Origin of the sequence: Halobellus ordinarius, assembly GCF_031823395.1 — an archaeon.
In the GTDB taxonomy this organism is placed as follows: Archaea; Halobacteriota; Halobacteria; order Halobacteriales; family Haloferacaceae; genus Haloquadratum; species Haloquadratum ordinarius.
Genome location: NZ_JAVQKJ010000006.1, coordinates 349,272 through 365,442, shown reverse-complemented (window position 1 = coordinate 365,442; position 16,171 = coordinate 349,272). Strand labels below are relative to the sequence as shown.

Genomic DNA, 16,171 nt, shown 5'->3' with positions numbered 1-16,171 from the left:
GACTGTGTTCCATCGCTGTCTCTTGATTAGGAACGTTTTGACTTAGTGGTTTGTATCACGAGTCGTCGGCTTCATCCCCGAGGTCAAGCCTCGGGGTATTCGCCTTGTCCGCTGATAAATAGTCGTCGCGGGACTCGCAGCGAAGCGAGGTGAAGCCGATATCTCAATCGAGTCGCTACTCGGGAGCACATTACCGACCCGGTCTTTTCCCTCGATGTCGGTACCGGGTCCCCCGGTAATGAACGCAGGCGTCGAAGCGGTATTCGCCGCTCACCGACTGGGACGAGCATATATACAGATCGAATGATATTCTCCACCTATGTCGAGCGATACCGGACTTAACGTCTCGACCGCCCGCCTGCTCTCAGTCGGGATGGCCTTCCTCGCGGGTGTGCTCGCCGGCGCCGTCCTGGTGACCGCCGTCCCTGGACTCGTCGGAGGCCCCGTCGAGACGGGGCCAGACCCCGATAATCCACCGTTCACGACCTCCAGCGGCGGTCCGAGCTGCTTCGACGGTGAGGTGACCCCGAACGCTGGGTGGGTCCACGAGGTCGCCGTCGGCGATTCGTACGCCGTGACGCTCAACGCTACCGTCGTCCACGACGCCGGGACGGAAGTGCAAGCGACCGTGATCCCCCGGAGCGACAACGAGTACGAACTTGCCCTCCGGACGGTATCGGTTACGCCGGAGCGATCGTTCGATTGTGACCGTGTCCGGACGACGTTCGCAATGGCCGCCTCCCTCCCTACCAGCTACCAGCAGTTGGTCGTGACAATAAACGGCCGCGAACTCGTGCGGGCGACTCGGGATGACACGTCTGGTGACCTCTACCCGCTTCCGAACCCGCTGAACGCCACTGCATAAGCGACGAGAACGCTGTCCGGACTGGATCGGATCGAGGCCTGAGAAGGGGCTATCTCGGTGCGCCGGGACAGCCAGACCCCAGAAGTTCCGGAGCGAATCCCTCCGATCGACATACCACCGTCCATCAGGGAAGTATCCATATATAATGACGATGTACTATGTGACATCGACCCATGATCTCTCGTCGAACGATCCGCAACGGAGCAATCGGGGCGGTCGTCGGGAGCGTACTGGGCTCCATCCCGCTGGTGTTGCTGGTCGCGCCGGTGGTCGGCGGCGGTATCGCGGGATATCTCGAACGTGACGGCGCGAAACGTGGCGCGGTTTCTGGTGGCGTTGCCGGTCTCCTGATGGCCGCGCTCACGACTGTCATCACTGGTACGATTACGTTCGCTCGATTTGGCGACCTGCCGTTTGCGTCGCCGGACGTCCCCTTGGAGGGGCTCGCGCTCGCGGCAGCCCTGTCGTTGCTCGCATCGGTCGGACAGGTCGTCGTCGCGGGGATCGGTGGCGGACTCGGGGGAATTCTCGAAGCCGACCGACGGCGGGCTGACGACCGCGAGCCACTTTCAGGTGAAGACCGTCCCCGTTCGTGGCTGCGGATCCTCGGCAGTCTCCTCGCCGGATTGGTCACGTTCGGTGTCGTCGCTGTCGTGCTGACCACCGTCCTGGATCCGCTGATCTGGCCGTCACTACTGGTGAGCCTTCCCTTCGGAATCATCGCTGGTATCGGGGTCGCGGTCCTCACTAACCACTACCTCGCTCGAGCAGCCGAGGGGCGCGTCGACTGGCGACCGGTCGCTGTCGGGGCGGTTGCTGTGATACTCGTGTTCGGCCTCGTCGTCGGTGGCCTGTCGATGCTCGGCCAGCAGCGCCAGGCCGCGACGACCGAGAGCACCTACCAGTACGAAGTGACGATCGCCGCCGACGAAACCCTCGAGAATGCGACGTTCTACGTCCCGGTGCCGACCGAAAACGGTTCTTCCCGCCTCGGCGAGCGGTTCGTCGAGGACGTCCGGTACGACAGGTACGCGCCGGCGGTGCGAGGAGACGACCCCGACCCCGCGCCAGTGGACTTCTCGTACGAACTGGTCGAGACCGAACGGGGACAAATGCTTGCGACCACTGCCGACCGGATCGAGGTGACGAAGGTCTACTACCGCGAGGTGGAAAACGAGACGATGGGCTGGTACGAACGGATTTCTGCCGAGGAGTACGATCCTGACAATCCGGACATGGGCGTCCAGAACGACGGGAGCTTTCGGTTCACCGTGACGCTCGTCGCCGACGAGCCGATCGACACCGCCGACCCGTTCGACGCCGAACCGCTGCTCGCCCCGGGGGCCGACCGAACTGAGGTCGACTGTTTTACCGGGGACTCGGCGACACACCGCTGTTTCGAGTACGAGGGCCAGATGTACGCCGACTACGAGACGAGCGAGGCGGCGACCGTCTACGTCTCCGCGCAGCTTGGCGGTCACAACGAGTGGTTCTCCGGGGGCTGGACCGGCAACGAGTACCGCGAGTGGTCCCGGGTCGAACTCCGCGGCCCTCAGTCGGGCTGGGTCCTCACAGACGGCGAACTCGAGGTCGGGAGCGGTAATTACCGGGACTGAAGATCCGTAAAGGATGAACCATCACGAACTGATCGATATTGCGACCATCCGGCTCAGTGGCCTTCTCCTGGGTGAGACCAAGTTCTTCGCACGATCCGTCGACGCACCCCCGCTCGTCGACGTAACCACGGAGATGACGCCAGCAGTCGACGACGTCGGCGACCCAAGCATCGCCGGTCAATGCGACGTCGTGGTCGATACCCCAGTTGGAGAGTTTGAGGCTGCGTATCAACCCTGGCAGTGGCTGGGATCCGAGTACCCGACACTCGTCTATCACCACGGCAGCGGGGAGCGACCGTTCGACGTCGGGCGGTTCAGCACGAACTCCTTCCGGCGACTGTTCCTCGGGTTGGAGGAGGACCTACGCCTATAGTAGCGTTCGCAACTGATTGCTCATCTGATCGCACGACTGCGTGCGATCGTATGAGCGAAGACTTGCGAACGCTACTATATTTCGCGGAGATTGTGTTCGATCATATCAACTAGTCCCTCGCATACAGGCTGTCCCTGGGAAGAGAGACTGACGGCGAGTGGCACCTACGCGGAATGATCGGCGAGGAGTTCTGATTGGTTGGAGAAGATTCCAAGTGGGGATTGGTTTCAGGAACGTCGATAGAGTTCTCATCCAACGGCGATGACGATACAGAGAGCGCCGAGGAGGAACGGGAGTGATGCGTCTGTGTCACCGAATCGCCAGCCAAATACGATGTGTCCAATGATTGGATCGCTAGTTGCGCGTTCGTATGGAGAGCCAGGCGAGATTTCCAAGGTCGGTGATGAGGAATGCACCGATTGAGGCGTAGAACGAGGAGAGACGAACGTAGTCAGTTCCAATGAGATAGAGGCCGACGAACTCAATCGTGACGACGAAACAGGCAGCGAGGACCCACGTGATGGCCTTCCACGTCTGTTCGTATTGTGGCCAGTACTCGTCGTAGGCTGTGGGAACACCGACTGCGAGTGTCATCAACAAGAGGAAGTTTCCGGCCGAGCCTCCTCCGCTAACCATCGATTGGAACGCGTACGATGTGGGAACTGCGACGAGTATCGCCACGAAGATCGTGAGATTCCGCTGGGTCGTCACCCACTCGTAGATTCTAGACACGGAACGTGTGGAGGGCATATGCGTTGATTTGTGTATTCCGCTGTGAAATAGATGAGGTTGCTGCGTAACCTTTCTGGGCCGATCAAATCCAGGTCGTATTGTCCCTGATTGATTCAGGCTCTCATCTCGCTTGCTCTACTGCGTAATCGCGCGATAGAATGACACTGAGTACACCGCAAAGAATCCGCCGAACAGCGTCCCGCCAACGAGGACGACGAGACCCATACCGGCGATAATCGGGAGTGAGGGTTCCGGGAGGTAGAACGCAGTGGTTGACTGGGGCGACATAATGATGGATGCCGCGCCGAAGACGATGCCGGCAAGCCCGCCGATCACGGCGCCAATGAGTGAGTAGCCGAGTGTGCTCACGAGATGGTGGCGCACGACCGAGATGCTTCGTTTGAACCCGTCTACTACGTCCAGGTCATCGAGGACAATTGCTTGCCCGTAGAACTGGACGAAGAAGATGAGGAGAAGGTATATGAAGAGGACGATCGCGACGATAACGCCGATCACGGCGAGGCCAGCGGTGTTCGCTGACTGGAGGCCACCGCTCTGGAAGAGAAATACGCCGCCGAAGATTGCCACGAAGAACGCGATCATCCCGACGGCGAAGTTGATAGCCATCAACGCGAGGTACGCCACGAGGATCGAGACGTAGTTGGATTTTCCGTCATCAATGAACGTCTGGAGGCTCGTTTGCCCGTTCAGCGCTTCGTCGGCCATCCCGATTAATCCACCTTGGAAGAACGGCATCACGGCGATGAAGACGAGTGAGAATCCGAGCGAAACGATGCTACTGAGGAATGGGTTGATCGATTGCAGTGCCAGTTGAGGCACTTGAAACAGCATCACGACCAACACCGGAACGAATAGAACCGGATTGGTGAGGAGGGCACTGGGCGTCCGGCGGAGAGAACTCAGGACAGCCATATCAGTACCTCTATCAGATGATTTGTTAAGTGTTGTCGGTTAGTGTCCTAACTGTGCTTCCAGCCTGGGAAGAGCTCGACTTGGTGTTCGTTCTCCGGATTGTTCGACATCCCTGAGGACCGACCGAATTACGCCGACAGAGGAAAGTAGTGGACTTAGACCAGTTACTACCCGCACCGGCCGATTTATCTTAGTTTCCGTCCTCGCTCTCAAATATGGCCCTCCATCCGATGCTCTTCGTACTGCCAATCGTGATTCTCACAATGGCGATGGTCTTTGGTGATGCGCATCGACGGGCACTGCCGGTTCGAACGAAGGTTGCGTGGACGCTCGGTATTGGCATCCTGAGTCTCATCGGATTTGTCATCGTGTTCTCGTTCGATAGTACGTTGTATCGTCAATACCTCCTGCTGTTCGGAAAACCGCTGGTCGTTCGGACGCCGTACGAGTTACTGACGTGGCTGCTTACTGTCGGAACCACGTTCAGCGCGGGTCTTTGTCTCATCTATGCGGTTGGCACCCGAATCGATGCGCGTCAGACAACGTAGTTTTCTCAATAGGACAACTGCTTTCGAGATGGATTTTCGTTCAGGTGGGGGTGGCGGATTGGATAGGCGGGCGGCCAAGCAACCACCAGGCTACCACGAGAAAGATGATACCCGTCGTGCCAGTGATAGCCAGCGGTGTCGGGTTATCTGTCGGGGAGACAAGGGGGCCGCCGACGAACGCACCGAACCCGAGAGAGAGAATCCCGATGATGAGACTGACACCGCCGAGCGTCTGCGACCAGGCTGTCTGTTCACTATCAGTGCCACGAAGTCTCCGAGTGATTTCCGCGCCACCGATAGCGAGCACGTACAGGAACAGCGGGAACGCGACTGGGTAGTATGGGGTGAGAAACGGTCGTGTCGCACGCCCCAGCCGATGCGACGTCCGACGGTGATGTCGTCACGTGGGAGGGAAGCGACCAGCAGTACGGCCCCCTCGGCGTTCGGAGTCACGTCGTTTTCGCACCGGAAGACGGTGTCATCAGTAGTGTTGCGACGGCGCTGGGAATCGGAATCGACGTCGCCCAACTGAAGGCACAGGACCTCGGTGCTGCCGTCGCTCTCCTCGCAATGCTCGCCGCGGTTCTCGCGCTCCTGTGGCGGTTCGGCTCCCGGCTGGCCGGCCTCTCACGATTGCGGCTGATCGCGCTCGTGGGCGGACCGTTGGCCGCTGTCGGCCTTACTGCAGCGACCGTCGAGACACTCGTTGGCGAGACGTCTCCTGGAGGGTGAGGCGGATACAACGGGGGCGATGGAAGCAGTGACGCGCCTGCTTCTGTGGCCGACAGCGACGGTTCTCGCCGCACAGTGGCTGCTCTTCCCCGTAGCAGCGGCGGGCGCGGCCGGGTACGACACGACGTACGGGTTGGTGAGTCTGGTGTTGCCGCCACTGTACTTCGTCCCGCTTGCAGTGACACGCCAGTGGGAGATGCCACTTCGTGTCGCGTTCACCACCGGCCTTCTGCTCTCGCCGATTCTAGTGGTATTCGCACTTGCACCACATACGGGGATAAGTCTCGTGAGCGTGTCGCTCGTGCTACGATACGTTCCGTAGGGCCTCGTGGTTGCGGCGATCGGGATACTCGCATACGCGGCAGGATACCGATTGGTCGCCACCGAGAGGGAACGCGTCAGCTGACGGCCCTCTTCGCGACGCTCAACCGGTACGCACGGGAAATACCTCCGGTCTCAGCCCAAGTCCCAGACGTCTTCTCGGGATAACAAAGAAGCCAGAAGAGTCCCCATTCAAATATATGCCCTCCAGACAAGCCATCGGCTTCAGCCTCGCCATTGGCGTCATTCATGCGGCCGGGTTGCTCCTCGTCGCCCTCAGTCTCGGCTATTCGATCGGGCCATCACAATATTCGATCCTTGGACTCTTCTGGCGATATGGTGGGCTCGTCGTCGTCGCAGCAGTTCCGGTCTGGCTCGCTGCTCGATTTCGCCTCGTTACACCCGTGATCGTGCTCGTCGTCACGGTGGCCTACGTGCTTGGGATGGAGCTCACACCTCCCGGACCGACGTTCCGTGACGTCGCCGAACTCGAAGGGCTTGCCGAGCCGACCGGCATCACCGTCGTCGAGAACGGGCTCTACATCGTCCGCTATATGGTCAACGCATCGGTCTGGACGGTCGGGTTCCTGTTTCTCGGACTCGTCGAGTACGCGGTTCGAACCACAGGGACACAACTGCCGAACGTTCGGGAGTGGGTTCCGTGGCTGTCGATTCCCGCACAACGACGCCGGGCGACTGCTATCGCGGCGACAGGCGGGCTTCTCCACGCCGCCGTAATGGTGTGGTATGCTGCTCGACTCGGGGTAACGCTTTCTGGTGGCTTCGAATGGCTGTTGTATCTGTTCGGTGCCGTTGGCATGTGGGTGCTCGCGGCGGTTCCACTCTATCTCCTCGTTCGGTATCGCCTGATCGCGCCAGCGACGCTCCTGACGGTGTTCATCCTGATCGACGTACAAGCGGCGTTCACAGCGAGTGTGGAAGATCCCCACGCGCTCTACTTCGGCGGCTGGTTCTTCTATCTGGGTATCCTCCTCATCGTAGCAGGGATCGAATATGGCCTCCGCCGCCTCGACGTGTATCGCCGATTTGTTTCCGAGCCCTGATTTCGTATCGGAGTTCCATTCACTGCTGTCTGAAGGCACTCCGAGAGCGCGAACTACTATTCGTGTTCTGCTGATACCGTTTCAAAGTCAACACCCCGGGTTGGTATCAGGTCGACCCTCAATCGTTCTCTCCAGGTTTGAGAGCCACCAGTCCGGCAGGGCCGACGGCGCACGTTCGGCCGGCCGCGATGACCGGTGACGCGTACTCCACTCTTCGCAGGAGAGTGGGGTGAGATGAGTTGTCTCATGATCAACTATATCTGCTGAGCAATCGATATCCTCCCTAATTGGACTAATGCCCGCTATCGAGACCTCCACCCTGACCAAACAGTACGGTTCAACGACAGCCGTTGATCAACTTGACCTTTCTGTCCCCGATGGCACGGTGTATGGCTTTCTCGGTCCGAATGGGGCCGGGAAGACGACGACGATGCGGATGCTTACCGGCCTCACGACGCCGACCAGTGGATCAGCCACCGTCGCCGATGTACCCGTCACGGACCGAGATGCCCTCCGGCCGCATATCGGGTATCTGCCCGAAGAACCGCCACTGTACGAGCAGGCCACTGCCTACGAACAACTGGAGTATATCGCTGGACTCCGTGACCTCCCCGAACAACAGACGACGGAGCGAATCGACGAACTACTGGGTCGTCTCGACTTCTCGCCCGATGACGCGGCGACCCGCATCGCAGATTACTCGAAAGGGATGCGACAGAAGGTGGCGTACATCCAGGCGATCCTCCACGACCCAGACGTCGCGTTCCTCGACGAACCCACATCCGGACTTGACCCGCGAGCCGCGCGAACCATCCGCGAACTCATCGGCGAGCTCATCGACCAGGGGACCACGGTCTTTCTCTCGACGCATATCCTCCCCGTCGTCGAAGCAGTCGCCGACACCGTCGGGATCCTCTACGATGGCCGGCTCGTCGCTGAAGATGCCCCCAGCCAACTGACACAGCGTGCCGAGACTGGCGAGACGCGGACGCTCGAAGAGGCCTTCTTGGAAATCACGAGTTCCGATCCCGTCGAGGACGACGCGGAGGCGACATATGGCTGAGTCGAAGTGGCCTCAGCACGCACTGCGGGTCGGCGTCTTCGAGTTCCGGCGTTCGGTCAGAGCAATCTGGCAGGACAAGGCGAGAGCGTTCCTCATGGCAGCGGGACTCGTCTTCCCGTCGCTCATGCTCGTCGGATTTATTTACCTCTTTTCTGGAGCGATTCGAAACGTCGGAACAGTTTCACTCCCGCCGGTCGCCCGTGGAACAGTCGCGCTCCTCTGGTTGTTCGGCGTATTTATCGCCACACAGCGTGTCGTTTCTGCCCGGCCACGCATCGACGCCGAGCAGCTTATGCTCACGACGGTCTCGGCCAGAACAGTCGTTGGCGGACTACTGGTCGCTGAGACACTCCGCGTCCTCGCGTATCTCGGGCTTCCGGTCGTGGTCCTGACGGGCGGCGTCGTCTACCTGTTCGGCTCACTGGTGAGTATGCTTCTGATACCGCTCGCCGCCATCCTCCTCGGTCTCACTGCTGTCCTCGTTGGGATGGTCCTTGGCTACGCGATTGCGCTGTTAATCGCCACCTCCCCATTCGTTGCCCGCCACAAGACAGTCTTGGGTGGAATTGCCGTCGTCGTTGCGATAGGTGGGTACCTTCTCATAACGCTTCCACAGTTCGGCGGGGTCGGACAGGAGTCGCTCGCAGTGCTCCCGGTCGGATGGTTCGTTGACCTCGCCGTCATCGGCAGCCCAGCTCAGGGCTCGATGACGCGAGCGGGCGTCGCTGTGGGTGGGAGCCTCCTTGTCGTGATCGGCGGGATCGTGCTTGTCGAACGTGAGGCGACTCGACTCTGGTTCACAGACCCTGTCAGCGGTGAAAAAAAGACAGACGTCGACCCCGAACACACTACGCCCGAGCAAGATGGGACTCGAACGGTGTTGGCAGACGCGATTGTGCCCCTTGGGATTCCACGGGGAGTCTCACAGCCCACTCGCCGGGTCGCCCAATGGACCCTCTTACGAACGCGACGCGATCCCCGTCGGCTCAACTTCCTACTGTTACCCGTCGTGATGGTGGGTAGTGGCTTGTTTAGCTCAGGAATGCAGGCCGCATCCCCTTGGATGGTCTTCGCGCCTGCCGCTGCCGTCCTCTTGCCCTGGATGGCCGGCGCGACGTTTGCGATGAATCCACTCGGAGACGAAGGCACAGTTCTCCCTGTCACGCTCATCTCAGTCTCAGGCGCATCCTACGTCCGCGGACTGATGCTTCCTGGCTTGTTGTTCGGGATACCAATCGTCGTACTCGTGACCGCGGGCGCGGCGCTCGTTGGCCCATTTGAACTGCCAGTCGCAATCGGACTCGTGGGAGTGAGTCTCCTGACGACACTTGTTGCCGTCACAACAGCTCCAGCTGTTGGTCTGTGGTTTCCGCGGTTCAGCGCGATCAGCATCGGACAGAGCCGCGAAGTAATTCCGCCGCGATTGCTGACGACTGCACTCCACTTCCTGGGCGTGACGATTCCAGCAACAGTTCTAGTGGTACTGCTCATCGAACCTCAACTCGGCCAAACGCTCATCGCGGGTATCACTGGGTTCCTCCCGGCGGCGCTCGTCCAGTTAGCTACTGGCGGGGACGGAGACATCCTCTCGGATGTGGGAGTATGGTTTCAGAACCTCGGAACAGCGATTCAGTCAATCGGTCTCGAATCGTTCCAACTCACCGCTGGCGGGCTCCTCGTCTTCAGTGCAGTGATTGTTGCAGTCGTCTCATACCGGGTAGCCATACGCCGATTCGATAGCTACTCGCCGCCGACGTGACCGCAATCTGCATCTGGAGAGCATTGTCGAGTGCCGATGCTGCTGGCTCGCTTCCATCTATGGGAAAGAAGATCTGGTCGTACATAGGACGGACTGAGGGAATGAATGAGCGTTACTGACCTTCGGTATTCAGTAACCCACGAGTGAACTCGTGGGCTTGTCAGTGGACTCCCCTTCTGCCGTCGGACTGACGGAGGCGTGGGACTCGCCGTTCAGGCTCAGCGTCCCTGACGCCAGCGCACACTGACAGGGTGCGCCTCCACTCGAAGACGTCTGCCCCGAGTGGAGTCGCTTCAGCAGTTTGCGAGCGTTGTTCTTGCTCGCGTTGTAATCCTCGTTCAGTTCGTACTCGCACTTCCGACACGCGAAGTCGTGTTTCGAGTGCCTGTTGGTCTCGTGAGTAAACCCGCACCTCGAACACCGCTGACTCGTGTACGCCGGACTCACTTGCTCGACTTCGATATCGACCATCTCGGCCTTGTACTCGACGTACTGGAACAAGCGCCGGAACGCCCACGCGTGGAAGCGCTTCGCGCCCGCCGTTCGCTCGCGGATGTCAGTCAGATTCTCGAATGCGATGTGCGTACACCCGTGGTCGCGGGCTTCCGTGAGAATTCGGTTCGCAGCACGGTGCAGTTCGTTCTGCATCCAGCGGTGTTCGCGGTCGTCCATCGACTGGATCGACAGGTGTGCCGAGCGCGTCCCCGTCTGTTGCATCGCCCCGCGAGTCTTCTCGAACTCTCGACGTCGATGATTCATCTCGTCGGCGTTCCCGACGAACGCGCCTGTCGACGTTACAGCGAGCGAGCCATCCACGTTTACGTCCACACCAAGGACTGTTCTGTGCTTGGCGTCCGCAGAACGCTTCGCGTTCTGATGGGCTGCAGCAGACTGCGTCTGCTGACCGTCAGAAGAACGCGTGGACGGCGCTTGTTCCTCCGTCTCCGTTCGGCGCATTCGCGCGTGGAGGTAGAACGACTCTGTGTGGCGGTCGTACTGGAGCGTTGACATCCGGAACTCGTAGTCCTCGTTCAAAGAGTGTGCGTCCTGCAGCGTTTCGACCGAGAAACCGCTGTGGGTGCGTGAACACTTATGTCCGGCGTGTGGGTTCGAGGCGGATAGAGACGCGAACGCGGTCGTCAGACTACGTCTGACGGGCAGCCAGAAATCAGAGATTTCTGGCAACGGCGTGGAACATTCTTTCCCGCGGTATCACGAAGCGGTTAGGAGCGGGACGCTCCGAATCAACGTCCCCAGAAATCGAAGATTTCTGGTGTGCGGACGAATCGCGCAGCGATTCGTCAACGCCTGTGGAGACTGCACTCCCTGTGGATACGTCCGTATCTGCAAAGCGCGTCGTGGAATCAGGAAGCCCCACCAAGCGCGAGCCGTCAGGCGAGCGGTAGGGTGGGGTAGTTCACACAAAAGACTTACCGCCCACAGAGTAGTCCTCAATAGATGCCCTCCCGTCGAACATTACTCAGTGCTGTCAGTACAGGCGCTGTCGTCTCACTTGCAGGCTGTCTGAACTCAGAAGAGCGGGTAGACGCGTACATACAGTTCAAGTCGATAACTGGTGTTATCGAAGATGGGGCCGACCGAGAAGAGACCAGCATCATTGATGTTGACGCCAGTTACGACCCAAACGGAGAGCCGCCGGGCCTATAGTAGCGTTTGCAACTGATTACTCATCTGATCGCACGCTGTCGTGCGATCCTGTGAGAGAAGACTTGCAAACGCTACTATAGCTCACCTCAATGACGAGTGGGCAGACTGGTTTCCTGTGCCGCGTATGCCTGTTGTCTCCGATGCATTGCACAGAGAACTCACTGAACGGTTCGATATGGTTCGCTACGTCGTCGGAACGACCAGTCCCGAGTGGGCCGAGAGTGGTGAGTCACTCGGTAGTTTCAATGTGGCAACGACACGGGCGAATTTCAATCGTGTGCAGGTTCACAGTCGCGTGACTGCATCGTCAGATGGGACTTATCTTACCATCCATTCTGTTGACGGGGTTTGGGAATTCACCTATAGTAGCGTTTGCAACTGATTGCTCATCTGATCGCACGACTGCGTGCGATCGTGTGAGTGAAGACTTGCAAACGCTACTATAGATCGAGGCGGAGGTCCCACCCTCAACGAGCGAGCGGGTCCGTTGACCCCGAGCGAAGTGGAGTGGGGTAGTTTACAGGATAAGGCTGTATCACACCGGTGAGAAACCGTTCCAAAACCTATCATAAACCGCCCGCAAGATACGGGGGGTAGATGCATCACCACAGACGTGGTGTACGACGTGATGCTCAAGCTTCGATTTGAGGGTCCACAAAACGTTTGTCAGGAGGTGTCTAACCAGGTTGTGAATAGGAAAGTGAATATGAACCGACGCAACTTCCTTTCTGGCGCTGGCCTCGTACTCACAACCCCGTTCGCCGGCTGTCTATCAGCAATCGACGGCAATGGAAATCCTCAGGGGACAGAAAACCTCCCAGTCCGATTCTGGCTTGAAGAGGTCTCACTCTCGGCGTCCGAACAGGAATCGGTGACCCCGATCGTGTTCGAGGAACTTTCCACAGAAGAACAAGAGATTGCCCAGACAGCGCTTGATGAAGGGGAGTACACGGTAGAACAAGGATCGGAACCGCCGGCACTTGAGAACCTTCGAGACCGCATTGAGCAGAGAACGGGGAACGGAGAAACGCTGGAAGCGTACCTGAGACGTGAAGTTACCTACTATCGTGTCGGATTTGCGGATGGTGACCACATTATTGCCCACCCCGACCACTGAGTATCCTGCTGTCCTCGATTGCTGCTTGCTCAATTCGGTCGTGGAGAATACGCGCGCTTTATTGAAAACTCTCAACACGACCTCGATTTGATAGAGCCTTCGACTTTCAATACACAAGCACATTCTATCGGCTGATTCAGGATTCAGATAGGGAAAATAACGTAGTTCCCGTGATGACTACAACGCCTGAGTCGGTCGCGTCGTTTCTAACAGAAATCAAGGAGTTAATTCAACGAGTCCTGTATCCAGGGCGCTTATTTTGCATTGAGTACAGGGCTGATCAGGCCACTGTGATCGCTCAGTAGAGAGAAGGCAAATACGAGGGGGATTCACGTGGGTGGCCATCTACGGGAACTGTATGCGCGACGTTCCGATGTACAATCCGACCCATCGGTTTGAATCCGGTAGAGAATCTAACCCGACTGATAATCCCTCGGTCCGCTGGCAACAGGAGTTTCAAGATAGCGTGTCTGAAGTGGCAGTCTGGGACGATACAGTGTATGTCTGTCTTGATGGAAGTGGTATTGTAGCTATCAACCGAGATGGCACTCCACGCTGGCGCTTAGAGACTAATACACAAATGCGTTCGTCGCCAGCAGTGGTAGATGACACTGTCTACACCGGATGTGAAGAACCTTACTTCAAAGACACAGGCGACTATGTTTACGCACTGGCTACAGCCACCGGGACGGAACAGTGGGATTTTAACACTGATGCAGGTGTGCAATCGTCCCCGGCAGTGGTAGACGGCACTGTCTACATCGGGAGTAACGACAACCACGTCTATGCACTGGACGCAACCACTGGGACGCTACAGTGGACCTTCCAGACAGACAGTGAGGTGTGGTCGTCACCCGCGGTAGTTGATGGCACCGTCTACGTTGGAAGTAATGATGGCTATATCTACGCGCTGGATGCAGCTACGGGGACACGAGAGTGGGCCTTCGAGGCGGGGGACCGGGTGAACTCATCGCCGACAGTGATGGATGGAACTGTCTATGTCGGTAGTGGCCCTCCGATTGACGGAGATGGCCATCTCTATGCGCTGGATGCAACAGCCGGGACAAAATACTGGAAATTTGACACGGGGGGTGCTGTACGTTCGTCACCAGCCGTAATAGATGGAACCGTCTATGTCGGGAGTAATGACGGCTACGTGTATGCGATAGATTCAGAATCCGGCACTCAGCGATGGGCGTTTATGACCGACGGAGAGGTGCTTTCGTCCCCAGTGGTGGTTGACGGCACTGTCTACGCCGGGAGCCACGATAATCACGTGTATGCGTTGGACGCGGCAAGTGGAAGCCAACGCTGGAGTTTCGAGACGGATGGATGGGTGGTGTCGTCACCAGTAGTAGTTGATGGCACTGTCTACGTGGGAAGTAACGACAATCATCTCTATGCACTGGGTAATGGGGTAGATACACAATATCAGTCCGAACAATTAGCAGGGTGCCCAGCGTGTGGGAGTGACTTGTCGGCACTTGATGATCCCACATTCTGTCCCGACTGTGGGACTGGGCTTGATTCCGAGGACGGATCCACCACGGAGGTGTACGACCAACAGGGTACTAACACGAGGGTGTATGAGGGGGATTGAGATACTACACTCTCTGCCCTCCGAGTCACAACTTACTATACAAGTAATCATTTCTTCGGCTAAGAGAAGGCCTCTACAAGAATTATCAGTACATATTAAAATTCTGCCATCCTTGGACTGAGAACTCGTTGTATTCTCCGAGGTGGTAGACTAGTTCTCCATCTTCTTCCATCTCGTGCATAAGTTCGAAGACTGTGTTGTAGTCAAAGGCTATGTCGTGTTCTACCCTAAGTTCTTGGCGGACGATACTAGGTGTTACCGCTGCTGCATCAGTTTCCTCGATGATCTCGATACAGAGCTGTCTCATACTGATTACTCTCACTTTTTACCGCCGAGCGCCGCCAACGGGGACGGCGCTCGGCGGTAAGAGACGAGAGTAATCAGTATCAGTTTGTCTTCACTAGGGTTCATTTAAGCAGATCCGCAAGCTCCGGTCCGATCACGCCGCGTAATCCGGATTCGCCGATCGCTTTCGCTCCGAATTCCGGTGTGAAGTCCATCGCGTTAACCGTCGTGACGCCGTGCGTGAAGAGACCGAACGCGAAAACGGTGAGCCAGACGCGAAGAACCGTGTTTCCGCCCGTCTGCTGAACCACGTCGTCAGGGACACGCGACGTCTCGTCGTAGCCCGCAAGTAGGAACGTCCACCCGCGGAACCTGATCAGTACTCCAAGAACGGTCAGGAGCCCACCGGCGACGAGCCACTCTCCCGCTTTGGAGGCCAGCGCGGCCATCATTCATCACCCCCGTCCGGACTGATCTCGAAAGTGGTGATCGTCCCGAGAAGTCCAGTAGTGGTGTCTTGGACTGTAAGCCCCGCTTCAGCGACGATATCACGGGGAATTTGATCCCAACGACAGCCGGTCTGGCTGTAGTGAGCGTCGGTCCGCCACTCCTGATAGCTTGCGATCAGTCCTACGTCACTTCGGCCGTGTTCAACCAGGCGGATCGTCCCGCCGGGCTTACACACCCGGCTCATTTCACGGAGCGCGGTGACAGGATCGGGGAACGTACACGTCGACAGCGACGAAATCACTGCGTCGAAGCTGTCATCGGCAAAATCGAGGTCCTGAGCATCCATCTGTAACAGCGTGCCATCGATGGATAGCTCTGCAAGGCGGTCTTCAGCGCGTGTTAACATTTCCGGACTAATATCGATGCCGACGAGTTCAACCGTCTCTGGAAGATACCGGAAGTTCGTTCCCGTCCCACAAGCGACGTCTAACACCTTCCCGTCAACATCTCCGAACTGTGTGCGGCGATAGCGGCCAGTGACGAGACGGGCCAGCCAGTCGAACCGGTGGATCCAGTCAGCGTACTTGGCATACGATTCTTTGATCTCCGAGATCGACATCGGTCGGTTCGACGCCGGGTCGGTCTCGGTTCGAGAGCGGTGCCGATGGGAACTCATCTGAGTCGTATTGTCAGGTGATGTCATTTTGTTGGGGGAGCTACGTAGGGCGGTCTGTTCTGCTACGGTTCCTTCCGCGATGAATCCGCATCGTCGGTTGTGAGCTCGCAGAACTGCCTAAGGAACGTCTGTCGATCGGTCCGGCCAGCACCGGCTGCGATGAGCGTCTCTTCAAGTCCGTCGCGGTTCTGATGACAACACTCGCGGTGGCAGGGCTTACAGAGGTATTCGAACTCCTTGTCGTCACGGTTCCAGCGGTCGCCCTGCTTGTCGTATTCTCGCGCAGCATCGCGGTCGACCGTCTCGCCGCAGGCGATACAGGTCACTTGCTGGTCGGAGTCTCTCCGCCACGATGTCGAAGTCGGCATC

At 58.2% G+C, this 16,171-nt stretch carries 18 protein-coding genes and 2 pseudogenes; 13 read left to right on the top strand and 7 right to left on the bottom strand.

Going from position 1 to position 16,171, the window contains the following annotated elements:
• The first annotated feature begins 319 nt into the window (after window positions 1–319).
• The 3 genes from RJT48_RS10895 (at window position 320) to RJT48_RS10885 (ending at window position 2,854) form a co-directional block, all read left to right on the top strand.
• Window positions 320–865 (top strand): hypothetical protein, encoded by a 546-nt coding sequence (locus RJT48_RS10895; protein WP_311172306.1) that lies wholly within the window; start codon window positions 320–322, stop codon window positions 863–865.
• Window positions 866–1,038: 173 nt separating this feature from the next.
• Window positions 1,039–2,481, top strand: coding sequence for a DUF8147 domain-containing protein (locus RJT48_RS10890; RefSeq protein ID WP_311172305.1), 1,443 nt, complete (start codon window positions 1,039–1,041; stop codon window positions 2,479–2,481).
• 13 nt (window positions 2,482–2,494) lie between these two features.
• Window positions 2,495–2,854 carry a hypothetical protein gene (locus RJT48_RS10885; protein WP_311172304.1) on the top strand — a complete coding sequence of 120 codons (360 nt, stop codon included), beginning with the start codon at window positions 2,495–2,497 and terminating at the stop codon, window positions 2,852–2,854.
• 354 nt (window positions 2,855–3,208) lie between these two features.
• On the opposite strand, the gene RJT48_RS10880 is transcribed toward RJT48_RS10885, so the two are convergent.
• Together RJT48_RS10880 and RJT48_RS10875 are read right to left on the bottom strand one after the other, a co-directional pair.
• Window positions 3,209–3,604 carry a hypothetical protein gene (locus tag RJT48_RS10880; protein ID WP_311172303.1) on the bottom strand — a complete coding sequence of 132 codons (396 nt, stop codon included), beginning with the start codon at window positions 3,602–3,604 and terminating at the stop codon, window positions 3,209–3,211.
• A 117-nt stretch (window positions 3,605–3,721) separates the two neighbouring features.
• Entirely contained in the window at window positions 3,722–4,519 is a 798-nt protein-coding gene (locus RJT48_RS10875; protein WP_311172302.1) for a DUF7847 domain-containing protein, read from the bottom strand.
• A 215-nt stretch (window positions 4,520–4,734) separates the two neighbouring features.
• On the opposite strand from RJT48_RS10875, the gene RJT48_RS10870 reads away from it, so the two are divergent.
• From RJT48_RS10870 to RJT48_RS10845, 6 genes are all read left to right on the top strand, one after another.
• Complete coding sequence (locus RJT48_RS10870; protein ID WP_311172301.1) at window positions 4,735–5,067, top strand: hypothetical protein; 333 nt, start codon at window positions 4,735–4,737, stop codon at window positions 5,065–5,067.
• A gap of 357 nt (window positions 5,068–5,424) precedes the next feature.
• The gene (locus RJT48_RS10865) at window positions 5,425–5,799 is read left to right on the top strand and encodes a hypothetical protein (RefSeq protein WP_311172300.1); all 375 of its coding nucleotides are present in this window, start codon (window positions 5,425–5,427) and stop codon (window positions 5,797–5,799) included.
• 19 nt (window positions 5,800–5,818) lie between these two features.
• The gene (locus tag RJT48_RS10860; RefSeq protein WP_311172299.1) at window positions 5,819–6,121 is read left to right on the top strand and encodes a hypothetical protein; all 303 of its coding nucleotides are present in this window, start codon (window positions 5,819–5,821) and stop codon (window positions 6,119–6,121) included.
• 199 nt (window positions 6,122–6,320) lie between these two features.
• On the top strand, window positions 6,321–7,184 hold the full coding sequence (locus RJT48_RS10855) for a hypothetical protein (RefSeq protein WP_311172298.1): 864 nt from the start codon (window positions 6,321–6,323) through the stop codon (window positions 7,182–7,184).
• Between the two features lie 295 nt (window positions 7,185–7,479).
• Window positions 7,480–8,247 (top strand): ABC transporter ATP-binding protein, encoded by a 768-nt coding sequence (locus tag RJT48_RS10850; protein ID WP_311172297.1) that lies wholly within the window; start codon window positions 7,480–7,482, stop codon window positions 8,245–8,247.
• Window positions 8,240–10,006, top strand: coding sequence for a TetR family transcriptional regulator (locus RJT48_RS10845; RefSeq protein ID WP_311172296.1), 1,767 nt, complete (start codon window positions 8,240–8,242; stop codon window positions 10,004–10,006). Before RJT48_RS10850 ends, RJT48_RS10845 begins: the two co-directional genes overlap by 8 nt.
• Before the next feature lie 129 nt (window positions 10,007–10,135).
• Here the strand turns inward: RJT48_RS10845 and RJT48_RS10840 are convergent.
• Window positions 10,136–11,044: pseudogene (locus RJT48_RS10840) on the bottom strand (RNA-guided endonuclease InsQ/TnpB family protein); the annotation flags it as partial.
• Between RJT48_RS10840 and RJT48_RS10835 the strand changes: the two are divergent.
• The 4 genes and pseudogenes from RJT48_RS10835 to RJT48_RS10820 all read left to right on the top strand — a co-directional run.
• Window positions 11,040–11,412 (top strand): annotated as a pseudogene (locus tag RJT48_RS10835) (zinc ribbon domain-containing protein); the annotation flags it as partial. The pseudogenes RJT48_RS10840 and RJT48_RS10835 overlap by 5 nt on opposite strands.
• A 52-nt stretch (window positions 11,413–11,464) precedes the next feature.
• Window positions 11,465–11,674, top strand: a complete 210-nt coding sequence (locus tag RJT48_RS10830) for a hypothetical protein (protein ID WP_311172295.1) — start codon at window positions 11,465–11,467, stop codon at window positions 11,672–11,674.
• 706 nt (window positions 11,675–12,380) lie between these two features.
• Window positions 12,381–12,791 (top strand): hypothetical protein, encoded by a 411-nt coding sequence (locus tag RJT48_RS10825; RefSeq protein ID WP_311172294.1) that lies wholly within the window; start codon window positions 12,381–12,383, stop codon window positions 12,789–12,791.
• A gap of 358 nt (window positions 12,792–13,149) precedes the next feature.
• Complete coding sequence (locus RJT48_RS10820) at window positions 13,150–14,391, top strand: outer membrane protein assembly factor BamB family protein (protein ID WP_311172293.1); 1,242 nt, start codon at window positions 13,150–13,152, stop codon at window positions 14,389–14,391.
• A gap of 85 nt (window positions 14,392–14,476) precedes the next feature.
• On the opposite strand, the gene RJT48_RS10815 is transcribed toward RJT48_RS10820, so the two are convergent.
• From RJT48_RS10815 to RJT48_RS10800, 4 genes are all read right to left on the bottom strand, one after another.
• The gene (locus RJT48_RS10815; RefSeq protein WP_311172292.1) at window positions 14,477–14,698 is read right to left on the bottom strand and encodes a hypothetical protein; all 222 of its coding nucleotides are present in this window, start codon (window positions 14,696–14,698) and stop codon (window positions 14,477–14,479) included.
• 100 nt (window positions 14,699–14,798) lie between these two features.
• Window positions 14,799–15,125, bottom strand: coding sequence for a hypothetical protein (locus tag RJT48_RS10810; protein ID WP_311172291.1), 327 nt, complete (start codon window positions 15,123–15,125; stop codon window positions 14,799–14,801).
• Window positions 15,125–15,802, bottom strand: a complete 678-nt coding sequence (locus RJT48_RS10805; protein WP_311172290.1) for a class I SAM-dependent methyltransferase — start codon at window positions 15,800–15,802, stop codon at window positions 15,125–15,127. Before RJT48_RS10805 ends, RJT48_RS10810 begins: the two co-directional genes overlap by 1 nt.
• A gap of 62 nt (window positions 15,803–15,864) precedes the next feature.
• Window positions 15,865–16,170: a DUF7562 family protein gene (locus tag RJT48_RS10800; RefSeq protein ID WP_345784749.1), complete on the bottom strand. Its 306-nt coding sequence runs from the start codon at window positions 16,168–16,170 to the stop codon at window positions 15,865–15,867.
• Window position 16,171 lies beyond the last annotated feature (1 nt).